Source organism: uncultured Rothia sp. (genome assembly GCF_963544205.1).
Taxonomy (GTDB): domain Bacteria; phylum Actinomycetota; class Actinomycetes; order Actinomycetales; family Micrococcaceae; genus Rothia.
Genome location: NZ_CAUUDY010000010.1, coordinates 1 through 12,739, shown reverse-complemented (window position 1 = coordinate 12,739; position 12,739 = coordinate 1). Strand labels below are relative to the sequence as shown.

The window sequence follows — 12,739 nt, the reverse complement described above, 5'->3', positions numbered from 1 at the left end:
GAAAAATTCGCACGTTTTGCGTCCTCAAAACCCAAAAAATTCCCCCTCCGCGTCCCCTCGTTTTGTCATATTTCTGTAACTAACCAAGCCGCCCGTCACGTCCACATGCTCTTCCCGCCTCTTTTTTTCAGCGAATTCATGCAAAAATAGAGCTATGTCTCACACCAATAACACCTTCTTGCCTTCTGGCCGTATTGACCTGGGCACCGGCGAACTTGCGCTGGGCCCCCTGGACGGACGCTACGCATCCGTGACCGCGCCCCTGACCAACTACCTCTCTGAGGCGGCTCTGAACCGCGACCGCATCCACGTTGAGGTTGAGTGGTTCATTTACCTGTGCGAGCACGAGGTGCTGCCGGGTCTGTCCCCGCTGAGCGAGGAGCAGAAGAAGGGCCTGCGCGCCATCGTTACCGATTTCAACGCTGATTCTGTGGCGGAGCTGGCTGAGATTGAGGCTGTCACCGTTCACGACGTGAAGGCGGTCGAGTACTACATTGGTCGCCGCCTGGAGGGCCTGGGCCTGAGTCACCTGGTGCCGCTGGTTCACTTCGGCTGCACTTCTGAAGACATTAACAACCTCTCCTACGCGCTGGGTATCAAGGACGCCGTTGAGAACGTGTGGATCCCCGCTGCGGAGGAGCTGATTGATGTTCTGCTGAAGCTGGCTGAGGACGGCCGCGACGTGCCGATGCTGTGCCGCACTCACGGCCAGCCGGCGACCCCCTCCACCCTGGGCAAGGAGATGGGCGTGCTCGCCTATCGCCTGAAGCGCCAGGTCAAGCACGTGAAGGCGACCGAGTTCCTCGGCAAGATTAATGGTGCGACCGGTACTTACGCCGCGCACTACGCCTCGGTGCCGAGCGCTGATTGGCAGAAGATTTCTCGTGGTTTTGTGGAGCACCTGGGTCTGACTTGGAACCCGCTGACCACTCAGATTGAGTCGCACGACTGGCAGGCCGAGCTGTACTCGGATATCGCGCACTTCAACCGCGTGCTGCACAACCTCTGCACCGATGTGTGGAGCTACATTTCGATTGGTTTCTTCCGTCAGATTCCGGTGGCTGGTGCGACCGGTTCGTCGACTATGCCGCACAAGGTGAACCCGATTCGTTTTGAGAATGCGGAGGCTAACCTGGAGCTGTCCAACGCTCTGCTGGATTCGCTGGGTTCGACTCTGGTGACTTCTCGTTGGCAGCGTGACCTGACTGACTCGTCGGCGCAGCGCAATATTGGTGTGGCGTTTGGTCACTCGGTTCTGGCTATCTCTAACGTGGTGAAGGGCTTGCAGCGTCTGGATATCGCGACCGACGTGATTTCCGCTGATCTGGATTCCAACTGGGAGGTCCTGGCTGAGGCAATTCAGATGGTGATGCGCGCTGAGGCTATCGCGGGTGTTCCCGGCATGGAGAACCCGTACGAGCGTCTGAAGGAGCTGACTCGCGGTCACCGCGTGGATGCAGCTCGTCTGAAGGAGTTCGTGGCTACTCTGGGTCTCTCCCCCGAGGCTGAGGCGCGTCTGTCGGCTCTGACTCCGCACACCTATAACGGTATTGCGGCTCAGCTGCTCGATCACGCGAAGAACGCTTAGTCCGTAGCAAAGGATTAAAAACTAAAGACCCCGGTTCCCTGTGTTTGGGGAGCCGGGGTCTTTAGTGTGTTGGGTCTTTGCTCTGTTTGCCAGCCAGCGGGTTTAGCGGCCGAGCATGCGGCGGTGGCCGGTTTCGGTGTCGTTGCCCTTGCCACGGGTGAAGACCTTGCCTGCCGCCTTTCCTGCGTCCTTGACGCCCTTGAGGAGGGCGCCAGCCACGCCGGAGGAGCTTTCCGGACCTTCGCCGCCCTGTACGCGCGGTGCGCGCGGGGTAATCATGAGCTCTGCGGGGAAGTAGGCGGGTGCGTCGCCGAAGGCACGGCGGGTGTTACGAACAACGTCCTTGCCGAGGCTCAGATTCGCGCCGCCGCCCACGACTGCGCCGACGCCGAAGGGCAGGGCGCGGCCGAGCAGTGCACCGGTCTGGCGGGTCAGGAATCGGCGGATGAACATATTGCGGATGGTGCGCTCGACGCTGAACATCTTGCCGCCGGAGGAGTTGCCGAGCAGCATGCCCCACTTGTTGGAGACGCCGCTTGCCTTACCGGTCTGCAGGAGCACGGTGTTCATGAGCTGGGAGCCTTCGTCACCGAGCATGATTGCCATGACCATGGAGCGGGCGGTTTCGGCGTCGTGTACGTGCACGCCGTGCAGTTCTGCGACTGCCTGGGCGTAGAGGGCGGTGCGTTCGAGGTAGCCGCCGACTGCGAGCGCGGACAGGCTCATGGAGGTGACGGTGCCTACGCCGGGTACGAATGCGGATGCGCCGGTGACGCCGCCGATGGCGGTGATGTCGCGCAGGTAGGTGCGGTCGAGGCGCTTGTGGATTTGTTCGGGGGTTTCGTCGGGGTGCGCTTCACGGAGTTTTTTGACGATGGACAGCGCGAGCGGTCGTTGCATGCGCAGTACGTTGTCGAGGGTGGTGGTTAGCGCGGGACGGGGGTTGCCGTCTTCATCGAATAGAGACTTCTTCGGGTCAAGCATGCTCTCAGTAAATCACGGCTGGGTGAATATTTCCTGAATATGGGGGTTGTGGTGGGGTTTGGGAGTGAAATTTCTCCGAGGGCGTGCGGGTGGTGTGCGGTTGGTTAGGGTGTTTTGGTCATTATTTGCGCCCATTTTTAAAGCGCGTAAAATTGTCCTAGATTACACACTATTCATTGTTTGCATAGTGCGTGACCTGTTTCACGACGATTCCGGGTCGCGCCTGATGACAGATAGCGGCTAATACCTCTTCTGGACTATAAGGATTGCTATGACTTCTTCCACCCATACGCCCGATGCTGCGCGTTCTCCCCTGACGACTCAGGGGCTGGGTGTTGCGTACGCGACCGGCGCGATTATTTCGGCGCAGTTCGGTGCGGCTCTTGCCAAGCAGCTCATGGGCGATTTGGGCCCCTGGGGCGTGGTCACTCTGCGCCTGCTGACCTCCACCATTTTGATGTGGGCGTTTTTCCGCCCGCAGATTCGTTCGTGGACCCGCCAACAGTGGCTGACGGTCATTGTCATGGGTATTGCGCTGACGGGTGCGAATGCGTTCTTCTATGTGGCGATTGAGCAGGTTCCGCTGGCGATTGCGGTGGCCATTGAGTTTATGGGTCCGCTGGTGCTGGCGACGGTTATGTCGCGCCGCAAGCTGGACCTGGTGTGGATTGCGCTGTCCTTTACGGGCATGGCGATTCTGACTGCTGAGTCGCAGGCTAAGCCGGAGGATTTCGCCCTGGTGGGTGTGTTCTTTGCGGTGCTGACCGCTATTTCTCGTGCCGCCTACATCCTGGCGACGGAGAAGGTGGGCGCGCTGATCCCGGGTATGGGTGGCATGGTTATGGGTAACGCTGTTTCGACCCTGCTGGTTCTGCCGTTCCCGTTTATTCTGAGCGGCAATAACCTGTTGAAGGTCACTCAGGATGTGAACCTGCTGGCTATTGGCTGCCTGATGGGTCTGTTGGCTTCTGCCCTGCCGGCGCTGGGTGAGGTTTCTTCCCTGCGCCTGCTGCCCGCGCATATTTATAGCGTGGTGTTGTCCCTGGAGCCTGCGATTGCGGCGGCTGTGGGTATTGTGGTGCTTGGTGAGGCGACCGGCCTGGTTCGTTGGGCTGCTATTGCTCTGCTGGTGGCTGCGAGTATCGGCATTTCAATTTCTCACGCCCGTGCGCAGAAGAAGGCACAGGAGGAGGGCACTATGGAGGATCCCGATCGTTACCTGCCCGGTGCGGTGGATGCCCACGGCGTGGATATTGCGCAGATGGCGACCAGCTCCATTACGCTCCCGTCGGCTCAGCAGATTAAGGCTGACCGTGAGGCGAAAGGCCTCTAGACGACTGAGCTTTAGCCGCGTCAACTGTTTCTAGCATCCCCGGGTCACGAGTAGGATAGTATCTCGTGTTGCCCGGGGTGCTTTTTCTTTGTGGCCGCGTAGCACAACACGCAAGCACATCACGAAACACCGCCTCATCATGAGGCACTGGGAGGAGAACCTTGTCGCATACCACCCACCAACGCCCAGCGCTGGGCATCATGTTTGTGCTGATGTCTTGCTCCTCATTGCAGTTCGGTGCCGCCTTCGCGGTCACTCTTTTCCCGCTGTTTGGTGCGCTGGTTATTAGCGTCAGCCGCCTGGCCATTGCCTCTATCGTGGTCGGTGGCGCCGTGTGGTTGGCTGCCCGTTGGCGTGCCCGCCGCGGCGGCGACATGCCACCGGGTGCGCTGTCTTGGTCGAAGGAGCAGTGGCGTGCCGTCGTTATTTTCGGTATGACTTTCGGTCTGATGAACGGCTTCTTCTATTGCGCTATTGACCGCATCCCTATTGGTTTGGCGGTGGCGGTGGAGTTCTTGGGCCCGCTGGCTTTGGCGTCTATGCTGACCCGCAGGCTCCGTGACGCGGTGTGGGTGCTCTGCGCCCTGGCGGGCATGTTGGTGCTCGGTTATGAGGCGGCGGTCGGTAAGGATACCGATTACCTGGGTCTGACGTTCGCCCTGATTGCTGGCGTGTTCTGGGCGTTGTATATCCGCTCTAGCGCAAAGGTGGGTGCCTTGGTTCCGGGTGCGAGCGGCCTGGCGGTGGCGATGCTCGTTGGTGCTGCGTTTATCGCCCCGGTGGCGGCGGTTGTTCCGGCGCCTCAGCCGATTTGGAATGCGGCGCAGGATCCGATGCTACTCCTCATGATTTTTGGTACTGCCTTGTTCGCTTCGGTGATTCCCTATAGCGCGGAGCTGATGGCTCTGCGCAACCTGCCGGAACGCGTATTTAGTGTGCTGATGAGTTTGGAGCCCGCCATTGCGGCGATTGCCGGTTGGGCGCTACTGAATCAGGAGACCGGCCCGATTCGTTGGGTGGCGATTTTCCTGCTGATGACCGCGAGTGTGGGTATTACGCTGACCACCACGAAGGGCGGTTCCCCCAAGCAGAAGGATAACGGCAAGGACCCCGTTCCCATGCCGCTACCCGAGTAAAAACCAAAATTCCGCCGGCGCATCCAGACCGGCAGAAAACCCATACAGAAAACCGTTGAGGCGGGTACCCGGTCGGTACCCGCCTCAACGATTTTGCATGTCAGATTTAGCTCTCAGCCAGCTCTTCCAGCAGGTCGCGCAGCTCATCGGTGGTGAGCACCTCCGCCGGATGCGGGCCCATCGCGTACAGCCAGTCCTGGGTGTCCTCATCCAGCTCGCGGGCGGTACCAACCAGCACGAGGTTGCCCTCATTCTGCCCGCTGAGCATGGAGCTTTCGCACAGGCACCACACGTGGTCGAAGACTTCCAGCATGGCGGTTGCCTGCAGCTGGAAGAAGGGCAGGCCCGCGTCGTCACCCACGTTGATGGCGACCATGCCGCGCTCGCTCAGGGCATCCTTGAGTTCGCGGTAGAAGTCGCGGTTTGCCAGGTGGGCGGGTGCGTCCATGCCGGTGAAGATGTCGAGGATGATCGCATCGAAGCCGTCCACGCCCAGCCGTTCGGGCAGGTTCGCCAGCTGTTCGCGGGCATCCCCTACCACCAACCGGCAGTCGGTTCCGGCGGGTAGCGGCAGGCGGTCCGTCACGAAGCCCATGAGCTCGGGCTCAATATCCACGGCAACCTGGCGGGAGCCGGGGCGGGTCGCTTGAATATAGCGCACGAGGGTGAGCGCACCGGCGCCCAGGTGCGCGGCGGTGACGGGTTCGCCGGCGGGTGCGAGCGCATCCACCGTGTTCGCGATGCGGCGCAGGTACTCGTAGAACACGTAGTCGGGGTTCTGCACATCCACGTGGGACTGCTCGGCGCCACCGATTTCGAGGACGTAGCCGTGGTCGCTGAACCCGTCGGGGTGGATTTCGGCGCGCTGACCGCCGGAGAGCTGAATGTGCGCCACTACTTCACGCCGGCTTCACGCTTGAAGGTGCTGACCAGATCATCCACCGAGGAGGACGAATCCAGGCCCTCAACGACCTTGTCGTTCACGACGAAGGTGGGGGTGCCCTTCACACCGATCTTCACGGCGTGCTCGTAGTCGCGCTGAATGGGCTTGACGGTGTCGGAGGCGAGCAGGACCTTATCGAATTCTTCGACGTTCAGGCCCAGTTCCTTGGCGTAGTCGTTGTAGAGGGTGCGCAGCTTATCGCGTTCCTTGATGTTCTTCCAGTCGTTCTGGGTAGCGAAGAGCTTGTTCGCCATTTCAAGATGCTTGCCCTGCGCCTCGGCGGCCTCTACGGCAAGTGCGGCGGGCACGGCGTTGGCGTGCATGTTCAGCGGCATGTGGCGCACGGTCACGTTCAGCACGCCGTCGAGCTTCTTGGCGGCTTCTTCAAACTTGGGTTCTGCCTTGGCGCAGTAGGGGCACTGGTAGTCGGTGTACAGGGTTGCAGTGCCTGCGCCGGGTACTTCGCGGTTGAGGCGGTAACCGACGTAGCCGTCATCGGCGGTTGCCGAAGCAGTAGCCGAAGCCGAGGGGTCAGCGGATGCCGAAGCGCTCGCGGAGGCGCTTGCCGAGGTAGCGGCGGTGCTTGCGGATGCGCTCGCCGAACCGCTTGCAGATGCCGATGCGGAGGGCTGGGAGGAGCTGGAACCGCATGCGCTCAGGCCCAGTGCGGCGGCGGGTACTACGCCCAGCAGCAGGGTGCGGCGGTTGAGGGGTGAAGTCATGGTGGTTCCTCTCTACGGGTGGCGGGCTGGTTTGTGGTTGATGTGCACTGTGAGGTGCTGTCAGCCGCCGTGGTTACAGGGTTTATTGTATGCCTCTGCCCTGAACATTCCCTATCTGCGGGCGGGTTTGTGGGGTGAATGCAGTGCACGCCATAGGATCCCTGGCGCCCACTTGCGCCTGTGGTCTCGGTGCTGAAAGTAATTAGCCTCTCCCCCGCCTTTTTGGTACTATTGCGGGGTATGCACTGTTCGTCGACTGCTTTCGGGCGGCTACGGATGACAGCATATGTGCCTCTATAGCTCAGGGGTAGAGCATTTCCCTCGTAAAGAAAAGGTCGTGGGTTCGAATCCCACTGGGGGCTCCACATCCGCCGTAACGCGTGCCGGTTTCCGGTGTGTTGCGGCGGTTTTTAGCATCTGAGAGATGTCATTGTCTTGAGAGATGTCACCGTCGATTTTTAGGAGATTCTCGTGTCTTCTCACTCCTCAAATACTCAGCGTTTGCAGAATCGTGCGCAGGGTGGTCGTGCCGCTGCGGGTTCTTCCCGTCCGATGAGCGCCACGATGCGTTTTGCGCTGGTGTACGTGCTGGCGTTGGTGATTTCCCTGGCGGTGTGGTTCTTCTACCGTTCCGTGTATGAGGATGACACCTCGTTCTTGGTGCCGATTGTGATTTCTTTGGTAACTTCGTATGTGTGTGCTCATGCGTTGACGGGCGGTAAGTCACCCCGCAACTAGCATCTAAGTTGTAGCGCGCCAGAGGTTTTAGAGCATACAAAAGCCGCGCATCCGGTTCCCCGTTCGGGGTTCGGATGCGCGGCTTTTTACGCGTGTACTTTAGACCAGCGCCTTACTTGGATGCGCGCTGGAAGTCGCTGTCGGTCTTGCCCCACAGTCCGTAGACCTTGGCGAGTTCCTTGACCTTCTTTGCACGCAGGTAACGCGGCAGGTAGGAGCCGTCGCGGGGGCCGTCGAGGGGCACGTCGAGCATCTGGTGTGCTTCTTCGATTTCAACCTCGCTCGGAGAGAATGCCGCGTTGATGGTCTCGGTCTGGCGGATGTCCAGGGTAATCTTACCGGTCATGCCGTGGTCGTTTGCGAAGCCGCACGCCTTGGAGAGGTCGCCGCCGTACGCGCCGAGGGTCGGGCCGTCGATGGGGCCGGGCAGACCACCCAGGGTGGAGGCGATGACCAGCTGCGAACGCACGTAGGCGAGCGCCATGGGGGTTGCGGAGGAGCCGGTGTCGCGGCGGTAGTCGCCTGCGCCGAATGCGAGGCGGAAGGTGCCGATTGCGCGGGCAATTTCGACGGAGTGGTGCACGCCGAGTGCAGACTCAATCAGCGCGATGATGGGGGTACCGGCGGGCAGCTCGGCTGCGGTGCGGTCGATGTCGGTGGCGTGCTCTGCGGTGGCGAGCATGACGCCTCGCAGGCCCTTCACGTTCTTGAGGGCCTTGACGTCCTTCCACCAGTGTTCGGTGGTGATGGCGTTGATTCGCACCCATGCGACCACGCCGGAGTTGAGCATGCGGACGACCTGTTCGCGGGCTGCGTCCTTCTCTTCGGGCGGGCAGCCGTCTTCAAGGTCGATGATGATGGAGTCAGCCTCAGATTCGAAGGCCTCTTCAAAAACTTCTTCAGTGGAGTTGGCGCGCACGAGGAGCCAGGAACGAGAGAGGCTGGGGCGCAGCTGGCGTGCGCGCTCGTTGCGGTGGAATTCAAACATGGTGTGTGACTTCTTCCGTGAATTATTGGTGCATTAGGTTGTGCCGTAGAGGGGCAGGAAAAAGCCTGCGGTTCTTCCGCGCGTACCATCGCATTGTGTCGTCACCTCCATTGTGACGGAACCGCATAAGAAGTGTCCTACACCCCTTCTTTAAGCGTATCGCCTGTTGAGGTGCACATCAAACTAACCCGCCCTCTCGGCACCGTTCAGATTGGCCGTGTTCATCTGGCGGACGCGGCACGGTGGGCGGTTTAAATGAGCCTGCCCGCAACGTCCGGTTTGGGTGCTGCGGGCGGGTCACGCGATTGGTGTTAGGCTTCGACGAGTTCGGTGCGTCCCACGGGGATTCCGTCATCAAAGGTCAGCTCGCCGGCGGCTTCCTTCTGGGCACGCTGAATCAGACGCTCTGCATCCTCAATGTGCTGCACCACGGCCTCAACGCGGCGGTGTACGCTCACCTGGCGGTCGCATCCAGTAGCGCATTCGCCGAAGCAACGTGCCATGGCGAGCGCCTCAGCGCAGAGAGCCACCGCGTTACCCGCCTTGGAGAGGGCACGGTTCAAATCCGAGTAGGTGCCGAACGGGGAGGCGGGAATATCGCCGTCGCTGGGGGCGAGGCGGTGCGCCTCCATAGCGACTGCGCGCACGCGCGGAATCAGGTCTGCGAGCGTGTTTGCGTCCGGCACGATGAGCTCAATCATAGGGGCGGACGAGTCGGTTGCCGCCAGGCGTTCGAGGACCTGGTGGAAGCGGTCAATGCCGCGGATGAACCGGTCGTGGGATCGGCGCCAGATACCTTTACCTAGTTCGGCGTCGTCGCGGCGCGATTGCAGGTAGCTTTTGAGCCCCATATGCCCTCCTCTGCGTGGTGTGTGTGCCGTGTTTGTTGGTCAGTGGAGGCTGCCCGTGTTGGGCTCTGCGGCGACCCGCAAACCTCCCTATACTTAGGTTACCCTAAATCTCTTTTAGTGACGAGATGTCAGCAGATAGTTCAGCATATATTGCACATAGAGGTCACCCCGCGCACCGCTCCAGCGCAGTAACGCGGGGGCACCACCCCTACAGCATGCGCAGCACAATCTTGCCGCGATGCTGACCCGAGTCGAAGTACTCGTGGGCGGCAGCTGCCTCCTCCATATCGAAGACACGGTCGAGCCCCACACCGATCCTGCCGGATTCAATCAGCGGTAGCACGTTCTCGCGCACACCGCGCAGAATCTCAGCCTTCTGCCGGTCGGAGCGGGTGCGTAGGCTCGTGGCGTGCACCGACAGGCGACGGGAGAGCATGTAGCCCAGGTTCGCTTCTGCCTTGGCGCCTCCCATCAGACCAATAATGCACAGGTGGCCACCGTCGGCGAGAGTGTGCAGGTTGTCGTCCAGGTACTTTCCACCCACGACATCGAGGATGTAGTCGGCGCCGCGTCCGCCAGTTTCAGCCAGCAGGACTTCACGGAACGAATGTTCGGTATAGATAATGGGTTCCGCACCTAGTGAGCGCACATATTCGGCTTTTTCCTCGGTGCTGACGGTCGCAAACACGCGAGTACCGGCGGCGAGCGCCAACTGGATGGCGTGCACACCAATACCGCCGGTACCACCGTGTACGAGGACCACCGCGGGTTCGCCGTCTTCCTTGAGGTTTTCGGCGGGGTTCATACTCATACCGCAGGTGAGCACCAGGTTCGAGTAGACAGTTGCCGCGACCTCGGGAATGGCAGCGGCCTCGACAAAGCTCAACTGTTCCGGCACGGGTAGCACGTGGTCGACCGGCACGGTCACGTAGTCGGCGTAGCCGCCTCCGGCGAGCAGCGCCATAACGGAAGTGCCACGGTTCTCCACAGAGGCACCCTCACCGACCGCCTCGATAACGCCGGCTACTTCGAGGCCGTAGATAGCGCTCGCACCGGCGGGCGGCGGGTAGAATCCGCGGCGCTGCAGAGCGTCGGCGCGGTTGATTCCGGCGGCGTGAACACGGATGAGAACTTCATGGGAGCGGGGCACGGGGGCGGGTACTTTGGTGATTGTCAGAGCCTCAGGTCCACCGTGACTATTCTCGATAATTGCTCTCATGAGTCCTCCTCATTGCTGGAAGCACCATCGTCGGTGCGCGATTTACAGAAAGCATACAACGTGCGATAATCTCTTAGTGCCCTGCGGCACGGTATTGCCATAAAATGCCGGTCTCTGGAGTGCATGGATGGTTGTCCGAGCGGCCGAAGGAGCTGGTCTTGAAAACCAGTAGGCGGTAACCCCGTCTCAAGGGTTCAAATCCCTTACCATCCGCGTTATAGCTTCTGCTCCGCCTCATGTGTGGAGTGCAAAGAGCCCCGTTCCTCAACATGAGGAACGGGGCTCTTTGCATATCAAATACGAAAGACCACAAATTCGGCTCTCGGCACTCCAAACTTCCTAAGCCGGTTACGACGCTATCCCTTCAAGGTGAAAACAAGCACCAGCAGGGTAATAGCCGCCAGGACTGACAGGGCGATGGGCAGAATCACACCAATCCAGCAGAGGATACGCCCCGCTTTTGCCGGTGCACCGCGACGTTCCGCATCTCGCGCAGACATGATTCCCAGGATGCTCAGAATAAAAGATCCGAGAAGGCTGTAGGGCACCCAGAACGTTACGAGGATAAGCACCATGCTGATGATGCCAAAGGTTAGTGACCGTTGAGCCAACTTGCGTCCCTCTTCCAGGATGCCTGTGGGTCCGACGATATTCCTCGGGTAGCTCGGGTAAAACTGACGCGTAGGTAGTGGCTGGTTACCCGGGGCGCCATGGTTGGGCTGCCCGTTGTTATTTCCCCGGTGGAGCTTGGCGTATTCGGGGTTGTTATCGAAGGCTTCATTATTTTGGGGTAACTGCGACATCGCATCCACAACCTTTCACGTACCGACACAGATGCTAAACCCACCCTAAACCTTCCCCACCGCGGGAACAAGCCTGCCAGGACCAATCCACGAGATATACGGCATATATAGCAAAACCCCGTTCCTCAACGCGAGGAGCGGGGCTCTTGCGTACACCAATTCGGGTTGCCGGAGGCGTCGTTAGTTGATGCCTGACAAAGCCTGCAGAATCAATAAGATGAGGGCGATGATAGCAAGGTCAATGATGATCCCTGCTATGCCGAGGATTAGACCTCCGGTGGCGGGGACACCGTACTCTCTTGCCCCGAACGCTTTCCAGATACCTAAGATGCTCAGGAATGACGCAACAAAGGCTATGACTATACCAGCTGCAAGGCCATTGGCAAGGCAACCAATTCCTAGGAAGAGAGCCATCAGTCCGAGGAAGCCGAACATCAGGGAGGAGTTAGCGGCCTTTTCACCGGCTTGTGTCCTCTGCGCGTCGGAAGGTTGCTCGCTCGCAGGTTGCTGCCATTCGTCCCTATCGTCAGCACTGGGTTGCACGCTGTTGTTCGCCTGGTAGATCTTGGCGTATTCAGGGGTGTTATCGAAGGCTTCATTGTTTTGGGGTAGCTGCGACATCGCATCCACAACCTTTCAATACCGGGTGTTACGTGTCTATCGACTCGGGAGAGCATCTGGGCTCACTATCGAGCCGGCGTCGTTAGTTGATGCCTGACAAGGCGTTCACAATCAGCAGGATGAGGGCGGCGATACCAATGAAAATGCATAGCCCCAGCCCGTTGAGAATCAGGCCACCGCTGGCACGCGTACCGTACCGGCGTGCCACGAACCCCTGCCAGATACCCAGGATGTTCAGGATTGGGGCAAGGAGAGCTATCTGCGGAGCACTTTCTTCAAGACCTCGGACAAGAGACCAGCACCCTAGAACGAAAGACAGCGGGCTGAGGAAGCCAAAAAGTAGGGAGAAGTTCGCTGCCCTTTTACCCGCCGCTTGATCTGAAAAATCACCCGGAGACTCATTGGCGGGTAGTAGCTGTTCGTCAGAAGTATCCGGGTTAGACTGCTCGTTGTTATCTTCCTGGTATAGCTTGGCGTATTCGGGGTTGTAATCGAAGGCTTCATTGTTTTGGGGCAGCTGCGACATCGCATCCACGACCTTTCACATTCCACACGCGAGGGGTGTTAACTTCACCCTAGACTCTCCCCATCAGGGAAACAAGCATGTCGGGCTCAATCCAGGAAACACACGGCATACATACAGCAAAGCCCCGCACCTCACCATTGAACTGCCTCCCGTTTCTTGGACATCAAAAATAAAGTCCAGGAAACGGGAGGCTTTTCATGTCTATAAATCTGGGATTAAGACATGATCGTTCGCTTCGGGAGCAGGCAGCGCAAATGTTTGAGAAGGGATGTGGCTATCGTCTGACC

At 59.6% G+C, this 12,739-nt stretch carries 13 protein-coding genes and 2 tRNA genes; 6 read left to right on the top strand and 9 right to left on the bottom strand.

The features are described from left to right. The first annotated feature begins 154 nt into the window (after positions 1–154). Complete coding sequence (gene purB / locus RWZ58_RS06180) at positions 155–1,588, top strand: adenylosuccinate lyase (RefSeq protein ID WP_294642218.1); 1,434 nt, start codon at positions 155–157, stop codon at positions 1,586–1,588. Between the two features lie 102 nt (positions 1,589–1,690). On the opposite strand, the gene RWZ58_RS06175 is transcribed toward purB, so the two are convergent. Then, positions 1,691–2,572: a di- and tripeptidase gene (locus RWZ58_RS06175; protein ID WP_314658028.1), complete on the bottom strand. Its 882-nt coding sequence runs from the start codon at positions 2,570–2,572 to the stop codon at positions 1,691–1,693. Positions 2,573–2,843: 271 nt separating this feature from the next. Between RWZ58_RS06175 and RWZ58_RS06170 the strand changes: the two genes are divergently transcribed. Together RWZ58_RS06170 and RWZ58_RS06165 are read left to right on the top strand one after the other, a co-directional pair. Then, positions 2,844–3,905, top strand: a complete 1,062-nt coding sequence (locus RWZ58_RS06170; RefSeq protein ID WP_314658027.1) for an EamA family transporter — start codon at positions 2,844–2,846, stop codon at positions 3,903–3,905. A 161-nt stretch (positions 3,906–4,066) separates the two neighbouring features. Beyond that, positions 4,067–5,041 (top strand): EamA family transporter, encoded by a 975-nt coding sequence (locus RWZ58_RS06165; RefSeq protein ID WP_314658026.1) that lies wholly within the window; start codon positions 4,067–4,069, stop codon positions 5,039–5,041. 106 nt (positions 5,042–5,147) lie between these two features. On the opposite strand, the gene RWZ58_RS06160 is transcribed toward RWZ58_RS06165, so the two are convergent. Both RWZ58_RS06160 and RWZ58_RS06155 read right to left on the bottom strand, forming a co-directional pair. After that, on the bottom strand, positions 5,148–5,936 hold the full coding sequence (locus RWZ58_RS06160) for a fused MFS/spermidine synthase (protein WP_314658025.1): 789 nt from the start codon (positions 5,934–5,936) through the stop codon (positions 5,148–5,150). Beyond that, a complete protein-coding gene (locus RWZ58_RS06155) occupies positions 5,936–6,706 on the bottom strand; it encodes a thioredoxin domain-containing protein (RefSeq protein WP_314658024.1) in 771 nt (256 codons plus the stop codon). The genes RWZ58_RS06160 and RWZ58_RS06155 overlap by 1 nt, the downstream gene beginning before the upstream one ends. 290 nt (positions 6,707–6,996) lie before the next feature. On the opposite strand from RWZ58_RS06155, the gene RWZ58_RS06150 reads away from it, so the two are divergent. Continuing rightward, positions 6,997–7,071: transfer RNA gene (locus RWZ58_RS06150), tRNA-Thr, on the top strand. A gap of 106 nt (positions 7,072–7,177) precedes the next feature. Then, positions 7,178–7,444 carry a hypothetical protein gene (locus tag RWZ58_RS06145; RefSeq protein WP_314658023.1) on the top strand — a complete coding sequence of 89 codons (267 nt, stop codon included), beginning with the start codon at positions 7,178–7,180 and terminating at the stop codon, positions 7,442–7,444. A gap of 112 nt (positions 7,445–7,556) precedes the next feature. Here RWZ58_RS06145 and RWZ58_RS06140 read toward each other — a convergent pair whose 3' ends face one another. The 3 genes from RWZ58_RS06140 to RWZ58_RS06130 all read right to left on the bottom strand — a co-directional run bounded on the left by RWZ58_RS06140 (position 7,557) and on the right by RWZ58_RS06130 (position 10,502). After that, positions 7,557–8,432 carry a CoA ester lyase gene (locus RWZ58_RS06140; protein ID WP_314658022.1) on the bottom strand — a complete coding sequence of 292 codons (876 nt, stop codon included), beginning with the start codon at positions 8,430–8,432 and terminating at the stop codon, positions 7,557–7,559. 311 nt (positions 8,433–8,743) lie between these two features. Further along, a complete protein-coding gene (locus tag RWZ58_RS06135; RefSeq protein WP_314658021.1) occupies positions 8,744–9,283 on the bottom strand; it encodes a dehydrogenase in 540 nt (179 codons plus the stop codon). 208 nt (positions 9,284–9,491) lie between these two features. Beyond that, complete coding sequence (locus RWZ58_RS06130; protein ID WP_049353994.1) at positions 9,492–10,502, bottom strand: NAD(P)H-quinone oxidoreductase; 1,011 nt, start codon at positions 10,500–10,502, stop codon at positions 9,492–9,494. Between the two features lie 125 nt (positions 10,503–10,627). Between RWZ58_RS06130 and RWZ58_RS06125 the strand changes: the two genes are divergently transcribed. Beyond that, positions 10,628–10,715 (top strand) — tRNA-Ser (locus tag RWZ58_RS06125). Positions 10,716–10,858: 143 nt separating this feature from the next. On the opposite strand, the gene RWZ58_RS06120 is transcribed toward RWZ58_RS06125, so the two are convergent. The 3 genes from RWZ58_RS06120 to RWZ58_RS06110 form a co-directional block, all read right to left on the bottom strand. Then, positions 10,859–11,314 (bottom strand): hypothetical protein, encoded by a 456-nt coding sequence (locus RWZ58_RS06120; RefSeq protein ID WP_314658020.1) that lies wholly within the window; start codon positions 11,312–11,314, stop codon positions 10,859–10,861. A gap of 171 nt (positions 11,315–11,485) precedes the next feature. Then, a complete protein-coding gene (locus RWZ58_RS06115) occupies positions 11,486–11,926 on the bottom strand; it encodes a hypothetical protein (RefSeq protein ID WP_298698948.1) in 441 nt (146 codons plus the stop codon). An 82-nt stretch (positions 11,927–12,008) separates the two neighbouring features. Then, the gene (locus tag RWZ58_RS06110) at positions 12,009–12,461 is read right to left on the bottom strand and encodes a hypothetical protein (RefSeq protein WP_314658018.1); all 453 of its coding nucleotides are present in this window, start codon (positions 12,459–12,461) and stop codon (positions 12,009–12,011) included. Positions 12,462–12,739 lie beyond the last annotated feature (278 nt).